Source organism: Pseudomonas sp. 22515, from assembly GCF_052044625.1.
Taxonomy (GTDB): Bacteria; Pseudomonadota; Gammaproteobacteria; order Pseudomonadales; family Pseudomonadaceae; genus Aquipseudomonas; species Aquipseudomonas alloputida.
On the sequence record NZ_JBQENN010000002.1, the window covers coordinates 324,779 to 340,267 of the forward strand.

Below are 15,489 nucleotides of genomic sequence, written 5' to 3' on the forward strand. Positions count from 1 at the left end.
ACAGGGCCCCGCTAAATCAATTGCTTGTGTGTTCTCAGCCATCCATCCCCGGGTCGAACGGGATGCTCTGGACCACCTCCAGCTCATAGCCCGCCAGCCCCGCGTATTTCAGCGGTGGCCCCAGGTGACGCAGCTTGCCCACGCCAAGGTCCTGCAGAATTTGCGCCCCGGTACCCACTTCGGAATACACCTTGGACTGGCCACGTTGATAGGGCCGCACAGGGTGGGTCAGTTGTGGCACACGCTCAAGCAAGGCCTGGGAGGATTCGTGGTTGGCCAGGATCACCACCACGCCAGTACCTTCCTCAGCCACCTTCTGCAGCGCCGCCCACAGCGTCCAGTTGGCGGGGCCGGCGTACTCGGCGCCCACCAGGTCGCGCAGCGGGTCAATCACATGCACCCGCACCAGGGTCGGCTGTTCGCGGCGAATGTCGCCCATGACCATGGCCATGTGCACGCCACCTTCGATGCGGTCTTCATAGGTGACCAGGCGGAAGGTGCCATGCACGGTCGGTAGCTCGCGCTCGCCGATGCGCTTGATGGTCTGCTCGGTGCTCAGGCGGTAGTGGATCAGGTCGGCGATGGTGCCAATCTTGATGCCATGCCGGGCGGCGAACACTTCCAGGTCGGGGCGACGGGCCATGGTGCCGTCGTCGTTCAGCACTTCAACGATGACCGAGGCCGGGCTGAAGCCGGCCAGGCGTGCCAGGTCGCAGCCGGCTTCGGTGTGGCCGGCACGGGTCAGCACCCCGCCTTCGCGTGCCCGCAGCGGGAAGATGTGGCCAGGTTGCACCAGGTCTTCGGGGCGGGCGTTGGGGGCCATGGCCGCTGCCACGGTGCGTGCCCGGTCTGCGGCGGAAATGCCGGTGGTGACCCCGGTGGCCGCCTCGATCGACACGGTGAACGCGGTGCTGAACACGCTACCGTTGGCCGGAACCATCTGCTCCAGGCCCAGGCGCTGGCAGTGATCGTCGGTCAAGGTCAGGCAGATCAGGCCGCGTGCCTCGCGGGCCATGAAGTTGATGGCCTGGGCGTCGCAGCGCTCGGCGGCGATCAACAGGTCGCCTTCGTTTTCCCGGTCCTCGTCATCCACCAGCAGGACCATCTTGCCTTGCCGGTAGTCCTCGAGAAGTTCCTCGATGGTGTTGAAAGCCATGGTGCACGCTCACTGTGGTGGGGTGAATTTTATGGTATACCATCATACACAAATATCGCCGTAACAGGAGAGCTGCACATGAAGGCCTACTGGATCGCCCATGTGGATGTGACCGACCCCGAGCAGTACCAGCAATACACCCAGCGCGCCCCGGCTGCCTTCAAGGCACTCGGCGGGCGCTTCCTGGCCCGTGGCGGGCGTAGCGAGGCGATGGAAGGGAGAGCTACGCCTCAGCGTAGTGTGGTGATCGAGTTCGATTCGTACGCGCAGGCCGTCGCCTGTTACCGCTCCGCGCTGTACCAAGAGGCATGCAGTCATCGCCAAGGGGTGGCGAAGGCTGAGGTGATCATTGTGGAAGGGTTTGAGCCCTGAGCAGGATTCGCCGGCCCTTTCGCGGGTAANTGTGTAGGAGCGGGTTTACCCGCGAAAGGGCCGGACCTGCCGCACCGATGGCAGATTCATTGAAGCCTGCGGGCCGTTTCCGCAAATAGAAGCAAAAGACCCGCCCAGGCGGGTCTATTGCTCATTGCCTCACTGCAGATGCACTTTAAGTTCGTTGCCCGCCTGCCGCAGCGCCGCCTTTACTGCCGGCACTTGGCTCAACGGGTTGAGCAGCCCATAGTCATGAATCATTCCGTTGTAGCGCACCGAGGTTACTGTCACGCCCGCCGCATTCAACTTGCGGGCATACGCCTCACCTTCATCCCGAAGCACATCGAACTCAGCCGTTTGCACCAGGGCCGGTGGCAAGCCCTTCAGCTGTTCGGCGGACGCCCGCAGCGGCGAGGCGTAGATCTGCGCCCGCGCCTTTGCATCAACGGTGTAGTTGTTCCAGAACCACTTCATCATCCCGGTGGTCAGGAAGTGTCCTTCGGCAAACTGCTTGTACGATGCTGTCTCGAAGCTGGCATCGGTCACCGGCCACAGCAGCAGCTGGAAGCGCAGGGCAGGGGTGCCGGCCTCTTTGGCCTTGAGTGCAACCACCGCCGCCATGTTACCGCCAACGCTGTTGCCGGCTACAGCCAGGCGCTTGCCATCCACGCCGATCTCCTTGCCATGTTCAGCCACCCAGCGAGTCGCGGCGTACGCCTGGTTGATCGCCGTCGGGTAGTGCGCTTCCGGTGACGGGGTGTAGTCCACATAGACCGCCACCGCACCCGAGCCGACCACCAGGTCGCGGATCAGTCGTTGGTGGGTCGGGAAGTCGCCCAGCACCCAGCCGCCACCGTGGAAGAACATGAACACCGGCAAATCACCTTTGACATTAGTCGGGCGTACCACTTGCAGCTTGATTGACTGGCCATTGGCCTGAATCGTGCGTTCCTTCACTTCGATCCCCGAGAGGTCGACCTTTACCGAGGCCTGGGCGCCGGTCAGTACCGCGCGGGCGTCGTTTGGTGTGAGCTGTTCCAGCGGCTTGCCACCCCCTTTCTCCAGGGCTTCGAGGAAGGCCTGGGTGTGTTGTTCGACACCAGGGCTGCCTGCGGCGAAGGCACTGGAAACGGACAGGGCCAGGAGGGAGGCGGTGAGGGCTTTGTGGACAATGTTCATAAGCGAATCCTTTTCTGTGCAAGTGTTGGTAGTGGGCGTCTTGCCTGGCCTGAAGGGCCGTCGCTGCGACTTGTGCGTAGATTAGGCAGATGCACTCGTGGGAAAAAGCCGCTATAAAGTGTTTGACTGTCAGCAAGAGCGAGACAATGAACCCTTACGAAGACATGCGGATCTTTGCCCAGGTGATGGAGGCCGGTAGTTTCACCGCTGCCGCCGACCGTCTGGGCATGTCCAAGCAATCGGTCAGTCGGCGTCTGATGCAGCTTGAAGAGCGCCTGGGTGTGCGCCTGCTCAACCGCTCCACCCGGCGCCTCGATGCCACGCCACTGGGGCAGCACTACTACCAGTCGGCCCTGCGCCTGCTGGGTGAAGTGCAGCAGGTCGAACACGACATCAGCGGCCAGGCCCAGGTCCTGCGCGGCACCTTGCGCCTCAGCGCGCCGCTGTCGTTTGCCATGGCGCACCTGGGTTGCCTGCTGACCGAGTTTCTGCAGTTGCACCCCCAGGTTGATGTAGAGGTAGACCTGAGCGACCGCGCCGTCGACCTGATTGGTGAAGGCTATGACCTGGCGCTGCGGATTGGTGCACTGGAGGACTCCAGCCTGATCGCCCGGCGTATCGCCAGTGTCGAGCGGGTCTACTGTGCGAGCCCGGGGTATTTGCAAGCACGGGGAGTGCCGGAAAAACCGGATGAGCTCGCCGCACATGACTGCCTGCCCTATGGGCATTCGCGGCAGGTGCAGTGGCAGTTCCACAAAGGTGGTAAAGCCCAGGCAATTCAGGTGACCGGGCGCATGCGGGCGAACAATGGCGAGTTGCTGCGGGGGGCTGCGATTGCTGGGATGGGTGTCACTTACCTGCCGACCTTTATCGTTGGGCAGGCGTTGGCGGAGGGGCAGTTGGTGACGGTTCTGGATGAGTGGCGCCCGCCCGCGCTGCAGCTTTCGGCGGTGTATCCGCAGCACCGGCAGGTGGCGCGGCCGGTGCAGGGTTTTGTCAGCTTCCTGCGTGCGCGGCTGGCGCAGCTCTGACGGTCGGTACAGGCTATGCTTGCCCTATGAGTACACCCGTTCCTTTACGCCAACCTTGCCCCCCTGGCGCCTGCGTCTGCGGCCGCGAGCAATTGGCCGACCATCCGCAGGCCGCCCAGCGCATCCTCTTGCTGACCCGGCAGGAAGAAAAACGCCTGCTCGAACGCCTGGAAAACCTGAGGGACCTGGAAGACCTTCGACGTCTGCAGCAGCGCCTGTACGAAAACCTCGGCATCCGCGTGCACATCGCCCCCGGTTACAACGAGGTACGGACCATGCGCGGCATCGTCATCGAACTGGACGAGCAACCCGGGCTGTGCCGCAAGACCCGGCAGTCTATCCCGGCGGCAATCCGGCGCGGGCTGGAGCGTAATCCGCAGGTTGCGTTCCGGTTGCTCGATACGCATGACCTGTTGCGTGATACCTGAGCGTTGATACCAGCACCGGTCGCTCCCACACAGGCGCGCGTCAGTTCCGTTAATTTTTACAACGCTTGCTACGTCTACTTGAAAGCCACCCTGCGCCAGGCGCGCAGCGGCATCATCATTTAAGGAGACAGGCAATGACTTCCGTTTTCGACCGCGACGATATCCAGTTCCAGGTAGTGGTCAACCACGAAGAGCAATACTCGATCTGGCCCGACTACAAAGCCATCCCCAACGGCTGGCGAGCCGTGGGCAAAAGCGGCTTGAAGAAGGACTGCCTGGCCTACATCGATGAAGTCTGGACCGACATGCGCCCGCTGAGCCTGCGCCAGAAAATGGCCGAAGCTGCCGCCCAGTGACCGTGCTGAACCTGCTGTGCCTGCCGTACTCCGGGGCCAGCGCCATGGTCTACAGCCGCTGGCGGCGCAAGCTGCCGGCCTGGTTGCAGGTGCGCCCGGTGGAATTGCCTGGGCGGGGCGCGCGCATGGCAGAGCCGCTGCACACCGACATGCAAGTGCTGGCTCGGCAACTGGCCAGCGAGCAGCGCCTGACGGCAAGCGCTCCTTATGCGTTGCTCGGTCACAGCCTGGGTGCACTGCTGGCCTTCGAGCTGGCCCATGAGCTGCAGGCATTGGGCTGCCCGGCGCCGCTGGCCTTGTTCGCCTGCGGCACCGCGGCACCTACCCGGCGTGAGGACTACGACGGCAACAACTGGCGCGAGCCCAAGAGCGACGCCGAGCTGATCAGCGAGTTGCGCGCGCTGCAGGGCACGCCTGAGGAAGTGCTGGCCAACGCTGAGCTGATGAGCCTGACCTTGCCGACCTTGCGCGCCGATTTTCTGCTGTGCGGCACTTACACCTACCGGCAGCGACCGGCGTTGCAGTGCCCACTGCATGTGCTGGGTGGCGTGGAAGACCGGGCCAGCGATGAGCAACTGCGGGCATGGCGCAGTGAAACCCAAGGCGCGTTCTCGCTGCAGATGTTCCCGGGTGGCCATTTCTTCATCCATGAGCAGGAAGACCGTGTGCTCGCTGCGCTGACCGCGTCGCTGCAACCGCTTCGGCTGTCCGCCTGATTGACGTCACCGCTTGCCTGGGGGAGGCTAGGGTTTTTCCCAGGCAAGAGGCAGACAATGCTGATCGATCCACTCAAGGCCACGCTGCTGGTCGTCGACATCCAGGAAAAACTGATCGGTGCCATGAGCGACCCCGAAGGCACTCGGGCACGGGCCCGCTGGTTGCTGGCGGCGACTGCCGAGCTGGCGCTGCCGACGGTGATTTCCGAGCAGTACCCCAAAGGCCTGGGCCATACCCTGGCCGAACTGCTGGCCGCAGCGCCGGCAGCTGAAGTGGTGGAAAAAAGTCACTTTTCCTGCGTGGCTGCCGAGTGCCTGCCGGCCAGTTTGATGGCGCGCGAGCAGGTGATCGTTTGCGGCATGGAAACCCATGTTTGTGTGCTGCAGACCGTGCTCGGCCTGCTGGCACTGGGCAAGCAAGTGTTCGTGGTCGAGGATGCCTGCGACAGCCGCACGCCGGCCAGCAAGGCCGCAGGCCTGGCGCGCATGCGTGTTGCCGGTGCGCAGGTAGTGACCCGCGAGATGGTGCTGTTCGAATTGATGGGCAGTGCCGGGCACCCGCAGTTCCGCCACATCAGCAAAACCTATCTGGTCGGTGAACAGCCCTGAACGGCCGGTTACTGGCCATTTCGGTGATGGCTCTGGCGCTGTTGCAAGGCTGTGCCGGGCGCCGGGAAGAAGCGCCCGAAGCGGACCCGGCCAAAATCCGTGCGCAGCTCCTGCGGCTGTTACCCGCCCAGGTCAAGGACCGCGAGGGTTGGGCCAACGATATCCAGGCAGCCTTCGAAGCCCAGCGCATAGCGCCCAGTAAAAGTAATCTGTGCGCAGTGCTGGCGGTGACCGAACAGGAGTCGACCTTCACTGCGGACCCGCAGGTGCCCAACCTTGGGCGTATCGCCCGCCAGGAGATCGACCGCCGCGCTGCGCGTCTGCATATTCCCAAACTGCTGGTCGACGGTGCGCTGAAGACGCCGTCGGGCAACGGCAAGAGCTACCAGCAGCGGTTGCAGACGGTGCGCAGCGAAAAGCAGTTGAGCGAACTGTACGACGAAGTCGTTGCTCGCGTGCCGCTGGGCAAGACCTTGCTGGGCGGGCTGAATCCGGTGCACACCGGCGGGCCGATGCAAGTCAGCATCGATTTTGCCGAAAAGCATGCGAGGGATTACCCCTACAGCCATGAAGGCACGATTCGCCAGGAAGTGTTCAGCCGGCGCGGCGGCATGTACTTCGGTATTGCCCACCTGTTGGGCTACCCGGCCAACTACGAGCGCCAGCTTTACCGTTTCGCCGATTTCAACGCGGGCTGGTACGCCAGCCGCAATGCGGCATTCCAGGCGGCATTGAGCAAGGTCACGGGGGTGAAGCTGGCACTGGACGGCGACCTGGTGGCGCCAGGGGCGATCATGCCGGGGACGACTGAACTGGCCGCGCGCAAGCTGGGGGTGAAGCTGGGGCTGCGTAACCCGCAGATCCGAAGCCAGCTGGAGGAGGCCGACAGCCTGGCGTTCGAGGACAGCAAGCTGTACAGCGGGGTGTTCGCCCTGGCGGATGCCAAAGCCGGCAAGCCGGTACCCCGCGCAGTGTTACCGGGCATCGAGCTGAAGAGCCCGAAGATTACCCGCAAGCTGACCACGGCCTGGTTTGCCGGGCGGGTCGATGAGCGCTATCAGCGGTGCATGAAGCGTTAGCCTGGCAGCAACCGCGATCCTTGAGCGGGCTTGCACGCGAATACGGTGGCGGCGGCAACGGTGATCGGCGGGTGGAGCTTGGCCAGCAGGCCCGGCCTCTTCGCGGGTAAACCCGCTCCTACACGACGGCCTGTGCCCAACCACCGACGCGTGTCCAATGTAGGAGCGGGCTTGCCCGCGAACACGGGCGAAGCCCGTGCCATCCACCGCGCGGGCTTGTCCGATCAGCGCCCGCCCAATGCCCCAACCACCTGGTCAACGCTGGCTTTGAGCCCCGCAATCGCATCTTCAGGGTCACTCTCCACCACCACCAGCTTGGCCCCGGCCGCCTTGATCACCTCGGCCACTGCCGCTTCAGGCTGACGATGGTCCAGCACCAGCGCCACGTCCTGCGCCTTCAGGTTCTCCCCCAGCGCCTTGAGGGCGGCCGCATCCCATTCGACCGGCAGTGGCTGCTCGACCGCATCCAGGTTCAACCCGTTGACCAGATACCCCAGCCGCTCCGACAGGCTCACCACCGTCAGGTTGTCGACTTTGGCCAGCCGCGTCTGGCTGCTGGCCGAAAGCTCCAGCAATTGGCGCTTGAGCCCTGCCAGGTTGCCCTGGATCTTTGCCTTGTCGTCCGGCGCCAGGCGCTCCAGGTCATTGGCCACCACGTCGGCCATGCGTCCGAGGTTGGTCGGGTTGAGCCAGGGGTAAGCACCATAGGCATCGTCACCGTTCACCGCAATGCCCGGCAGTGCGCCATCCACCGGTCGCGCGGCATCGATCTCGACAATGCGGATATTGCTGCGTCGGGCCATCGGGTACAGCGGGTCGTCACGCCAGATCGAACGCACCCCGATCACCGCATCTGCCTGCTGGGCGGCCTTGTGCAGGCCTGCGCCACCACGCCCGCTGAAATACGACGGTTGGCGGCTGGCAGGCAGGTTGGCCGGTGCTGCCTGCTGAAGCTGCACCGCAGTGCCGTCGAGCAGGGCGCTGGCCAGGCTGTGGGTGACGGGCAGGGTCGTCAGCACTTGCGTGGCGAAAGACAGGGACGGCAGGCCGGCCAGTGCCAGCGCCAGGGTCAGGTGTTTGAAGTTCATGCCGGGTTTCCTTGCAGGCGGGGAACGAGGGCGCGGGCCAGGGCGGCCAGGGCAAAGCAGATGCCGGCGACCAGGATGATCGCGGCCCCTGACGGCACCGGCAGGTCGAAAACGATCGGCAGCAAAATACCGAGCAGGGTACTGATGGTGGCAATCAGCACCGACAGGAAGAAAAAGCCCTTGAGCGACTGACTGACCAGGCGAGCGGCGGCGGCCGGGATGACCAGCAGCGCACCGACCAGGATGGCCCCGATCACCTTCACCGCAGCCACGGTCACCAACGTCACCAGCACCACGAACAGATAGTCCAGGGTCTTCACCGCTACCCCGCGTACAGCCGCCAGCTGCGGGTTGAAACTGGCCAGCATGATGCGGTTGTACAGCGGCAGCGCCAATGCCAGCACCAGCGCCGCGACGATGCCCAGCACGAGCAAGTCCTGGGCGCTAACGGTCAGCACCGAGCCGAACAGCACGTTCTCGAGGATGTGCACGTTGATCTTGCCTGCCAGCATCAGCAGCAGGCTGGCGCCCAGCGCCAGCGACACCGACAGGAACACGCCAATCAGTGTGTCCGGCGACAGCCCGGTACGGTTGCGCAGGAAGTTGAGCAGGATGCCGAACAGCAGGCAGTAGCCGAACAGGCTGCCGTACGGGCCGGTATAGGGCTCACCCAGCAGGATACCGATGGCCACGCCGGTCAGCGCCGCATGGCCGACCGCTTCGGAGAAGAAGGCAAAGCGCTTGACCACCACCAAGGTACCCAGGCCGCCCAACACCGGGCCGATCATCAGGCCGGCCAACAGGGCGTTGACCACGAAGCCGTAGGCCAGCGCCTCGGGCAGATAGCCGGCAGTGGCCCAGTCCTGGACCGTTTGGCGAAAGATTTCAAAACTCATCAGGCAAGGCTCTCGCTACGCGGGTGAACGGAGAACAGACCGAGCAGACGCTCCGGAGTCAGGGCCTGGGCAGGCGGTGCATCGAACAGCACCTGGCGGTTAAGGCCTGTTACCCGGTCCGCCAGACGCAACACGGCTTCCAGGTCATGCTCGATCCACAGAACGGTAGTGCCGGCCTGGCGCCAGCCCTGCAATAACTGTTCGAACACCTGGATTCCGGCTTCATCGAGGGCCGACATCGGTTCGTCCAGCACCAGCAACTGCGGCTCGGGGATCAGGCCTTGGGCCAGCAGCACGCGCTGGCGCTCACCGCCGGACAATGCACCCATGCGCCGCGTGCGCTTGTCGAGCATGCCAACCTGAACCAAGGCTGCATCAATGGCTGGCTTCACGCGCCGCGACAGGCCGAGGAAGGCCGGGCGGCGCTGGCACATGGCGGCCATGAAGTCGTCCACGGTCATGGGCAGGCCGCGGTCGAACTCCAGTGCCTGCGGCACGTAGCCAATCACTTCGCGCTCACCAGGCCAATGCAAGGTCAACTGGCCCTGGTGTGGCATCTGCCCGAGCAGGGTCTTGATCAACGAGCTCTTGCCGCCGCCGTTGGGGCCGACGATGGCGTGCACGCTGCCTGCTGCCACGCTGAAACTGACCTGTTCGAGGATACGCGTGCGCCCCAAGGTCAGGTCGATGCCAGTGAACTCGATGCGCGGCCCGCAGGCTGTCGCCAGGTTGGCGGCAGCGGTCATGCGCGGTTCTCCTGAATGGCGCGGACCACCGTGTCGAGGTTGCGCTTCATTTCCACCTCGTACTTGTCCTTGGTGTAATCGCCGTAGGAGATATGCGTCAACGGATACAGGCGTACGCCGGACTCACGCTGAATGGTTTCGACATAGGCCGACGGGAAGTCCATTTCCGAGAAGATCACCCGCACGTCCAGTACCTTGAGCTGGTCGATGGTTTTTTTCAGCTGCGCCGGGCTGGGCTCGATGCCATGGGCCGGCTCGACGACGGCGGTCACCTCCAGACCGAAGTCGCGCACCAGGTAGTCATAGGCAGCATGGATGGTGGCGACCCGGAACGTTGCGCCAGGGGCTTCGGTGACCTTGGCCAGGGCTTCGGCACGCAGGGCGCGCAGGCGCTTGGCGTAGGCACGGGCGTTTTGCGTGTACAACTTGGCGTTGTCCGGGTCGAGCTTGCCCAGTTCACGGGCGATGTTGTTCACTTGGGCGATGGTGGTGCTGATCGACAGAAAGGTGTGCGGGTTGACCACCTTGCCGGCACCGCGCGCGGCGATGCCAGTGGCCGCCAGCAGCGGCACGTTCTGATTGGCTTCGATAGTGGCAATGTCGGGTTTTTCGCTGGTGGCGATCATGCGGTCTGCGAAATCGTCATGGCCAACACCGTTGAGCACCACCACGTCCAGCGTGCCGATGCGCTTGATGTCCTCGGCCCGCGGCTCGTAGGCGTGCGGGTTGAAGCCCGCCGGAATCAGGGGAACCACCTCGGCCTTGTCGCCGACAATATTGCTCACGTAGCTGTAGTAGGGGTGCAGGGTGATGCCGATTCGCAGCGGCTTGCTGTTATCGGCCAGGGCCATTGCCGGCAGGGCAAGGGACAGGAGCAGGGCGAGGGCGGAGCGAAACATGGGCGGGTCCTTGGGTTCAGTGACGGTGTTCGCGGGTGACCCCGGCGTCGTAGTGGCTGACCACCTGTTGCCAGCCAGCCGCGATCAGGGCGGCCTGGCCGAGGTCGTCCGGGATCACGGCGGCGCTGTCGCGGCGCAGCCAGATATCGGCTTGGCCTGTGCTGTCGGGGGGCAGGATCAGCAGCAGGCTGCCGGCCACTTCCGGGGCCTGGCTGCGGCCCAGGTAGGCGCCGGGTTCCAGCCATGACCATTGGTGGCCGCCACGGCTTTGGCTGCCGGCATCGACCACGAACGGCGGCAGGCCTTCTTCGACCAGGGCCTTTACGCTGGGCGTGACGGCGTTTTCTTCGCGCAGGAGCTGGATCTCGTCGAAGGCTACCCGCAGGTCGGTGTACAGGCCTTGCTCGGCGGCGGTGAGGTCGCGGCGGGCGTCGATCTGGTGGCTGGCGATGGCCTGTTCGTCCTCGCGCTCACCGCGCAGCAGCACCACGCTGGCGGCGAGCACCACGATCAGCAAGCTTGCCAGCAGCACGTACAGGGTTTCGTGCCCGGCACCGGCCGGGCGAATGACGTGGGCGCGGCTCATGGCTGGGCGATATCGGCGTAGTCCACTTCCACCACGTGCCCGGGGCCAGCATCGAACAGCACGTAGAATTCGCCGTCCGGGCGTTTGAAGGTCAGCGTCGAGTCGTCGCCAAGCTTGCCGCCGACCAGCACCTGTTCGTCATAACCAATCACGTCCAGGGTCACTCCGGGGGCACCGCTGCCGTCCGAGAAACCGCCGGTGCACTTGACCTGACCGCTGGCCAGTTCTTCGCATTCGCACATCGGGTTGTGCGCCAGCGCAGGGCCGGCGACCAGTACCAGCAAGGGCAGCGCCAGGGTGCGCATCCGGTGATTCATTTGTTTTCTCCTTGTTTCTCGAGCCATGCCACAGTGGCTGGCGATGCCTTGGCCAGGGGGATCGACGCCTGGTGCATGCTGCCGTCCCAGCCTTCCAGGGTGATCCAGATGTGCGCGTCGGGTTTGGTACGCGGCGGAATCGGCAACGAGGTGCCCATGTTGTAAGGTGCGCCGAAGAAAATGGTGCCGGCGGCGCGCAGGCTTCTTGGCTTGCCGATGCGCAGGTAGGCTGCCTTGACGTTTTTTATGCAGGCCTTGCACAGCGATGCATTGAACGATTTGAAGTAGCCGGCGGGGCCGTCGGCGTGTGGCGCCTCGTCACGCAGTTCAGCAAGGTCGAGGCTGTAAGGGCCGACCTGGATGTCACTGATCACGTTGGCGCCAAGGCCAGCGTCGCCGCGGAACAGCCGGGCGTCGGCGAAGTACTTGGGCATGAAGCCCAGCGGGATCAGGATCAGCAGGATGTTCAGGTGAAAACGCCACTTCAGCCAAAGCTGCTTCAGCGGGCTGGCGGGCACGGCCTGGGCCTGGCTCATGAATGGATCTCCACGGTGGTTTCACTGTGTACTGCACGCGGAGCGCGCTCGCTGCGCTTGAGGGCCGCGGCGGTGGCCTGGGCGGTGCGCTTGGCCCAGATCAGCAGGCCGCTGAGCACCATCAGGGTGAGGATCAGGCCGAAGAAGAACCACACCAGCTTGATCGGCAAACCGCCAAAGTCGCCGGTGTGCAGCGGGCGCATGGACTCGGTGACGAACTCCAGGGCCGAACGGTCGCTGATCAGGAACTGGCTGTCGACATTGCGTGTGTACGGATTTACCGACGCACTCTGGAACATCAACGGGTACCAGCCCGGGCCAGACAGCATGACGTGGCTGTAGGCAGTGGCGGGGAGCGAGATGGAGGTCACTTCCAGCCCCGGGATCGCCAGCCCGGCAAGGCGTGCCGCCTCATCCAGGTCGATGCGCGAGGCGGGGCTGCCATCTGGCGTTTGTGGCACTTCCTCACGGGCGATCACCGGCACGATGGGCTGGCTGGAAAGGGTGATGTGGTTGTCGGACAGGATCGCCTGGATCAGGAACCAGGTGCCGGTGACGGAAATGACCGCAATGAACCAGATTGACCACACCCCGGACAGACGGTGCAGGTCACCCCAGAAAATTCGCGAACCATGGCCGGTACGCACGGGTTTGAAAAAGCCTCTCCAGAACTTCTTGTAAACCACCAGGCCGGTGACCAGCGAGGCGAGCATCGGCAGGCCGAGCAGCGAGACCAGGTACCAGCCCCAGCTGAAACCGTTGGTGAACGGCACCAGCCACCAGCCGTGCAGGGCGCGGGTGAAGGCTTCGAAGTTGAAGTCCGGGGTCTTGCCCTGAATGGTTCCGGTGTAGGGGTTTACATACAGCGTCGGGCGGGTGCCGTCAGGCAGTGTGACATTGGCTTTCACCGCGAAGTGCGAACCATCTGGCTGGCTCAGGCGTTCCACCACCATGTCCGGCTCGGCCTTGTTCAAGGCCTCCAGTACCTGCTGAAAGCTCATGCGCTCGGTGTCTGCGTCTGGCTTGTTGGCGCGCACAGCCGGATCGGCGAGCCAGACGATTTCCTGGCTGACCACGGCGAGCATGCCGGTGAAGCAGACGATCAGGACAAAGAACCAGATCGGCAAGGCGAGCCAGCTGTGGACCAGGAACCACAGCTTGGATTTGGATTTTTTCGGTGTTTGGGCCATCAGACGGTCTTCTGCTATGGGTGGTCGAGCGTGTGCCAACCAAAGAGTGCTGTACTGATAAGGACGAATGAGAATCGAAAACCTGCAGGTTAAAATGAAAGCAAATGTTTCAAAGCACAAACACCGGACTGCGCACGAGGCACCAGTCCGGCCTTGATGGCTGGTTGTAGAGAGGGGTCAGGCGCGGGTCAGTGCCACGGCTGCTTGGGGCTTTTCGTGCAACTGCTCCAGGTCCTGGTACAGCGCTCGGCCAATTTCCGCAGCGCGTGCCGGCAGGACCGAAAGCAGGGTGTCACTCAGGCCGTGGCTGTTTTCGCAGAAGCCCTGCAGGTACACCGAGGCTTGCAGGTCCGGGCTGGCCAGTACGCGGTAGTTGCGGTCGACGCTGAAGTCCTCCAGGTAATCGGCCAGCGGCGCGAGCAATTCGTGGTGCGAGCGGCGCTCGTAACCGGTGGCGAGGATAACGGCATCGTAGCGGTGGGTTTGCTGCTGGCCGGTGGCGAGGTCGCGCAGGGTCAGTTCCAGGCCTTCGCGGGTGGCCACCACCGCTTCCACCTGGCGCCGGCACAGCACGTTGTGGCGGTGCTGATGGGCAACCTTCTGCCGGTAGAGTATGCCGTAGATGCGCTCGATCAGGTTGAGGTCGACCACCGAGTAGTTGGTGTTGTGGTATTCGCCCAGCAGTTTGCTGCGCTGTTCGGCCGGTTCGTTGTAGACCAGGTCGGTATAGTCGGGCGAGAAGATCTCGTTGACGAAGGGGCTGTCGTCGGCGGGCTTGAGGGCCGAGCCGCGCAGAATCATGTCGACCTTGACTGACGGGTAGCTGTCGTTGAGGTCGATGAACGCCTCGGCGGCGCTCTGGCCTGAGCCGATCACGGCAATGCGCATGGGTTTGCCAGCCGTGCACGGCAGTTTGGTCAGGCTGCTCAGGTACTGCGAGTGGTGGAAGACTCGCAGGTCATCCTTGAAGGCGCCGAAGTTTTCCGGGATTTTCGGCGTGCCACCGCTGCCCACCACCACTGAGCGGGTGGCGCGGCTGTATTCGCGGCCTTGTTTGTCACGCGTGATCACGCACAGGTGTTGGACCCGGCCTGCATGCATGTGCGGTTCGATGCGCAACACTTCCTGCCCATACACCGCCTGGGAGGCGAAATGCTCGGCGGCCCAGCGCAGGTAGTCGTTGTACTCCAGGCGGCAGGGGTAAAAGGTGCCGAGGTTGATGAAGTCGGCCAGGCGCTGCTTCTGGTGCAGGTAGTTGACGAAGCTGTAAGGGCTGGTTGGGGTACGCAGCGACACCAGGTCCTTGAGGAACGAGATCTGCAACTCGCTCTGGGTAGCCAAGGTCTCGCCGTGCCAGTGGTAGTCTTGCTGCTTGTCGATGAACAGTGCGTCGAGTGCATGGCCCCGGGATTCGGCGAGTTCTTCCAGGGCGATGGCCAAGGCCAGGTTGGAGGGGCCGAAGCCCACGCCGATCATGTCTTTGATGGTTTCCTGCTGTGAAGACTGGCTCATGGCTGCGATTCCCTGAATGGTCGAATATGGACGCCCGCCGGGGCTCCGGCTCCTGCGCAAGTACATGAGTTGGAACGAGCCAGCCGAGGGGGAATTTAAGCGGGCTAAAGAACAGCGTGAGGCGGCCGATGTGTTGGTTACGGCAAGGACCAATTTTTCAGGCAGGGAATCGACATGAGCGGTATCACGGCAAGCAACCTGATGATCAATGGTGTTTCAGCGCAGACGCTGAGCGCGAACGCAGCAACCGAGCGTGAACAGGCGAAACAGGCCGATGAGGCGGTGGGGCCGTTGAGCATCAGCAGTGACAGCATGAAGGTGTCGGCGGGTAGCCAGGCGCAATCCACCGACGCAGAAGGCAGTGGCGAGTCGGGGGCTGTGAGCGAGCTGCGTCAACTGATCAAGGATCTGCAGAAGCAATTGGCAGAGGAACAGAAACAGTTGGCTGCATTGCAGAACAGCAAGATGGACGAGGCTGCGAAAGCAGCAGCGGTTGGTGCCAAGCAGGCGAGCATTGCTACCCTCAATGGGCAGATCATGGCGGCCACGGCGCAGTTGCTGGAACTGTTGCAGCAAGAGGGCGGCAGCAGTGCGGGCGGGATGGTCAGCGCTACGGCCTGACTGGACATGCACAGGCCGCTGTAGGAGCGGGTTTACCCGCGAATGGGCCGGCCCTGCTGGCCAATTTCCACCTGCCGTTCACCGTTGCCGCCGCGACCGTATTCGCGGGTAAACCCGCTCCTACACCTATCGAGGGTGGACATACATGGGTGATTGGGCACAGGCCGTCGTG

Annotated in this window: 19 protein-coding genes; 8 read left to right on the plus strand and 11 right to left on the minus strand. The window is 63.6% G+C overall.

Features of this window, described 5'->3' with window-relative positions; genetic code table 11:
* Positions 1-34 precede the first annotated feature (34 nt).
* On the minus strand, positions 35-1,156 hold the full coding sequence (gene ribBA / locus ACTJJN_RS04150; protein ID WP_012051917.1) for a bifunctional 3,4-dihydroxy-2-butanone-4-phosphate synthase/GTP cyclohydrolase II: 1,122 nt from the start codon (positions 1,154-1,156) through the stop codon (positions 35-37).
* A gap of 78 nt (positions 1,157-1,234) precedes the next feature.
* Between ribBA and ACTJJN_RS04155 the strand changes: the two genes are divergently transcribed.
* Positions 1,235-1,528 (plus strand): DUF1330 domain-containing protein, encoded by a 294-nt coding sequence (locus ACTJJN_RS04155; RefSeq protein WP_440780992.1) that lies wholly within the window; start codon positions 1,235-1,237, stop codon positions 1,526-1,528.
* A 159-nt stretch (positions 1,529-1,687) separates the two neighbouring features.
* On the opposite strand, the gene ACTJJN_RS04160 is transcribed toward ACTJJN_RS04155, so the two are convergent.
* Complete coding sequence (locus ACTJJN_RS04160) at positions 1,688-2,707, minus strand: alpha/beta hydrolase (protein ID WP_014756183.1); 1,020 nt, start codon at positions 2,705-2,707, stop codon at positions 1,688-1,690.
* A gap of 146 nt (positions 2,708-2,853) precedes the next feature.
* Between ACTJJN_RS04160 and ACTJJN_RS04165 the strand changes: the two genes are divergently transcribed.
* The 6 genes from ACTJJN_RS04165 to ACTJJN_RS04190 all read left to right on the plus strand — a co-directional run bounded on the left by ACTJJN_RS04165 (position 2,854) and on the right by ACTJJN_RS04190 (position 6,926).
* Entirely contained in the window at positions 2,854-3,738 is an 885-nt protein-coding gene (locus ACTJJN_RS04165) for a LysR family transcriptional regulator (protein WP_029611836.1), read from the plus strand.
* 26 nt (positions 3,739-3,764) lie between these two features.
* The gene (locus ACTJJN_RS04170) at positions 3,765-4,166 is read left to right on the plus strand and encodes a hypothetical protein (RefSeq protein ID WP_017148247.1); all 402 of its coding nucleotides are present in this window, start codon (positions 3,765-3,767) and stop codon (positions 4,164-4,166) included.
* Positions 4,167-4,300: 134 nt separating this feature from the next.
* On the plus strand, positions 4,301-4,522 hold the full coding sequence (locus ACTJJN_RS04175) for an MbtH family protein (protein WP_003256222.1): 222 nt from the start codon (positions 4,301-4,303) through the stop codon (positions 4,520-4,522).
* The gene (locus tag ACTJJN_RS04180; RefSeq protein ID WP_014756187.1) at positions 4,519-5,238 is read left to right on the plus strand and encodes a thioesterase II family protein; all 720 of its coding nucleotides are present in this window, start codon (positions 4,519-4,521) and stop codon (positions 5,236-5,238) included. Before ACTJJN_RS04175 ends, ACTJJN_RS04180 begins: the two co-directional genes overlap by 4 nt.
* Positions 5,239-5,295: 57 nt before the next feature.
* The gene (locus ACTJJN_RS04185; RefSeq protein WP_014756188.1) at positions 5,296-5,847 is read left to right on the plus strand and encodes an isochorismatase family protein; all 552 of its coding nucleotides are present in this window, start codon (positions 5,296-5,298) and stop codon (positions 5,845-5,847) included.
* A gap of 26 nt (positions 5,848-5,873) precedes the next feature.
* A complete protein-coding gene (locus tag ACTJJN_RS04190) occupies positions 5,874-6,926 on the plus strand; it encodes a DUF1615 domain-containing protein (protein ID WP_017148248.1) in 1,053 nt (350 codons plus the stop codon).
* Positions 6,927-7,150: 224 nt separating this feature from the next.
* Here the strand turns inward: ACTJJN_RS04190 and ACTJJN_RS04195 are convergent, their stop codons facing one another.
* The 9 genes from ACTJJN_RS04195 to ACTJJN_RS04235 all read right to left on the minus strand — a co-directional run bounded on the left by ACTJJN_RS04195 (position 7,151) and on the right by ACTJJN_RS04235 (position 14,696).
* Positions 7,151-8,014, minus strand: coding sequence for a metal ABC transporter substrate-binding protein (locus ACTJJN_RS04195; RefSeq protein ID WP_014756190.1), 864 nt, complete (start codon positions 8,012-8,014; stop codon positions 7,151-7,153).
* Complete coding sequence (locus ACTJJN_RS04200; RefSeq protein WP_003256215.1) at positions 8,011-8,910, minus strand: metal ABC transporter permease; 900 nt, start codon at positions 8,908-8,910, stop codon at positions 8,011-8,013. Before ACTJJN_RS04200 ends, ACTJJN_RS04195 begins: the two co-directional genes overlap by 4 nt.
* Positions 8,910-9,656, minus strand: a complete 747-nt coding sequence (locus ACTJJN_RS04205; RefSeq protein WP_012051924.1) for a metal ABC transporter ATP-binding protein — start codon at positions 9,654-9,656, stop codon at positions 8,910-8,912. The genes ACTJJN_RS04200 and ACTJJN_RS04205 overlap by 1 nt, the downstream gene beginning before the upstream one ends.
* Positions 9,653-10,555, minus strand: a complete 903-nt coding sequence (locus ACTJJN_RS04210; RefSeq protein WP_014756191.1) for a metal ABC transporter substrate-binding protein — start codon at positions 10,553-10,555, stop codon at positions 9,653-9,655. The genes ACTJJN_RS04205 and ACTJJN_RS04210 overlap by 4 nt, the downstream gene beginning before the upstream one ends.
* 16 nt (positions 10,556-10,571) lie before the next feature.
* Positions 10,572-11,141, minus strand: a complete 570-nt coding sequence (locus tag ACTJJN_RS04215; RefSeq protein ID WP_012051925.1) for a DUF6162 family protein — start codon at positions 11,139-11,141, stop codon at positions 10,572-10,574.
* Positions 11,138-11,458 carry a hypothetical protein gene (locus ACTJJN_RS04220; RefSeq protein ID WP_003256211.1) on the minus strand — a complete coding sequence of 107 codons (321 nt, stop codon included), beginning with the start codon at positions 11,456-11,458 and terminating at the stop codon, positions 11,138-11,140. The genes ACTJJN_RS04215 and ACTJJN_RS04220 overlap by 4 nt, the downstream gene beginning before the upstream one ends.
* Positions 11,455-11,994 (minus strand): hypothetical protein, encoded by a 540-nt coding sequence (locus ACTJJN_RS04225; protein WP_014756192.1) that lies wholly within the window; start codon positions 11,992-11,994, stop codon positions 11,455-11,457. The genes ACTJJN_RS04220 and ACTJJN_RS04225 overlap by 4 nt, the downstream gene beginning before the upstream one ends.
* Complete coding sequence (locus ACTJJN_RS04230) at positions 11,991-13,184, minus strand: PepSY-associated TM helix domain-containing protein (protein ID WP_017148249.1); 1,194 nt, start codon at positions 13,182-13,184, stop codon at positions 11,991-11,993. Before ACTJJN_RS04230 ends, ACTJJN_RS04225 begins: the two co-directional genes overlap by 4 nt.
* Before the next feature lie 177 nt (positions 13,185-13,361).
* Positions 13,362-14,696, minus strand: a complete 1,335-nt coding sequence (locus ACTJJN_RS04235; protein WP_440780995.1) for a lysine N(6)-hydroxylase/L-ornithine N(5)-oxygenase family protein — start codon at positions 14,694-14,696, stop codon at positions 13,362-13,364.
* Between the two features lie 174 nt (positions 14,697-14,870).
* Here ACTJJN_RS04235 and ACTJJN_RS04240 point away from each other — a divergent pair, with 174 nt between their 5' ends.
* On the plus strand, positions 14,871-15,317 hold the full coding sequence (locus ACTJJN_RS04240; RefSeq protein ID WP_012051928.1) for a hypothetical protein: 447 nt from the start codon (positions 14,871-14,873) through the stop codon (positions 15,315-15,317).
* Positions 15,318-15,489 lie beyond the last annotated feature (172 nt).

What these genes read in the sequence shown, in the direction of transcription:
- ribBA (WP_012051917.1), bottom strand. Translation starts at nt 1,156, where the DNA reads ATGGCTTTCAACACCATCGAGGAACTTCTCGAGGACTACCGGCAAGGC.
- ACTJJN_RS04155 (WP_440780992.1), top strand. Translation starts at nt 1,235, where the DNA reads ATGAAGGCCTACTGGATCGCCCATGTGGATGTGACCGACCCCGAGCAG.
- ACTJJN_RS04160 (WP_014756183.1), bottom strand. Translation starts at nt 2,707, where the DNA reads ATGAACATTGTCCACAAAGCCCTCACCGCCTCCCTCCTGGCCCTGTCC.
- ACTJJN_RS04165 (WP_029611836.1), top strand. Translation starts at nt 2,854, where the DNA reads ATGAACCCTTACGAAGACATGCGGATCTTTGCCCAGGTGATGGAGGCC.
- ACTJJN_RS04170 (WP_017148247.1), top strand. Translation starts at nt 3,765, where the DNA reads ATGAGTACACCCGTTCCTTTACGCCAACCTTGCCCCCCTGGCGCCTGC.
- ACTJJN_RS04175 (WP_003256222.1), top strand. Translation starts at nt 4,301, where the DNA reads ATGACTTCCGTTTTCGACCGCGACGATATCCAGTTCCAGGTAGTGGTC.
- ACTJJN_RS04185 (WP_014756188.1), top strand. Translation starts at nt 5,296, where the DNA reads ATGCTGATCGATCCACTCAAGGCCACGCTGCTGGTCGTCGACATCCAG.
- ACTJJN_RS04190 (WP_017148248.1), top strand. Translation starts at nt 5,874, where the DNA reads ATGGCTCTGGCGCTGTTGCAAGGCTGTGCCGGGCGCCGGGAAGAAGCG.
- ACTJJN_RS04195 (WP_014756190.1), bottom strand. Translation starts at nt 8,014, where the DNA reads ATGAACTTCAAACACCTGACCCTGGCGCTGGCACTGGCCGGCCTGCCG.
- ACTJJN_RS04200 (WP_003256215.1), bottom strand. Translation starts at nt 8,910, where the DNA reads ATGAGTTTTGAAATCTTTCGCCAAACGGTCCAGGACTGGGCCACTGCC.
- ACTJJN_RS04205 (WP_012051924.1), bottom strand. Translation starts at nt 9,656, where the DNA reads ATGACCGCTGCCGCCAACCTGGCGACAGCCTGCGGGCCGCGCATCGAG.
- ACTJJN_RS04210 (WP_014756191.1), bottom strand. Translation starts at nt 10,555, where the DNA reads ATGTTTCGCTCCGCCCTCGCCCTGCTCCTGTCCCTTGCCCTGCCGGCA.
- ACTJJN_RS04215 (WP_012051925.1), bottom strand. Translation starts at nt 11,141, where the DNA reads ATGAGCCGCGCCCACGTCATTCGCCCGGCCGGTGCCGGGCACGAAACC.
- ACTJJN_RS04220 (WP_003256211.1), bottom strand. Translation starts at nt 11,458, where the DNA reads ATGAATCACCGGATGCGCACCCTGGCGCTGCCCTTGCTGGTACTGGTC.
- ACTJJN_RS04225 (WP_014756192.1), bottom strand. Translation starts at nt 11,994, where the DNA reads ATGAGCCAGGCCCAGGCCGTGCCCGCCAGCCCGCTGAAGCAGCTTTGG.
- ACTJJN_RS04230 (WP_017148249.1), bottom strand. Translation starts at nt 13,184, where the DNA reads ATGGCCCAAACACCGAAAAAATCCAAATCCAAGCTGTGGTTCCTGGTC.
- ACTJJN_RS04235 (WP_440780995.1), bottom strand. Translation starts at nt 14,696, where the DNA reads ATGAGCCAGTCTTCACAGCAGGAAACCATCAAAGACATGATCGGCGTG.
- ACTJJN_RS04240 (WP_012051928.1), top strand. Translation starts at nt 14,871, where the DNA reads ATGAGCGGTATCACGGCAAGCAACCTGATGATCAATGGTGTTTCAGCG.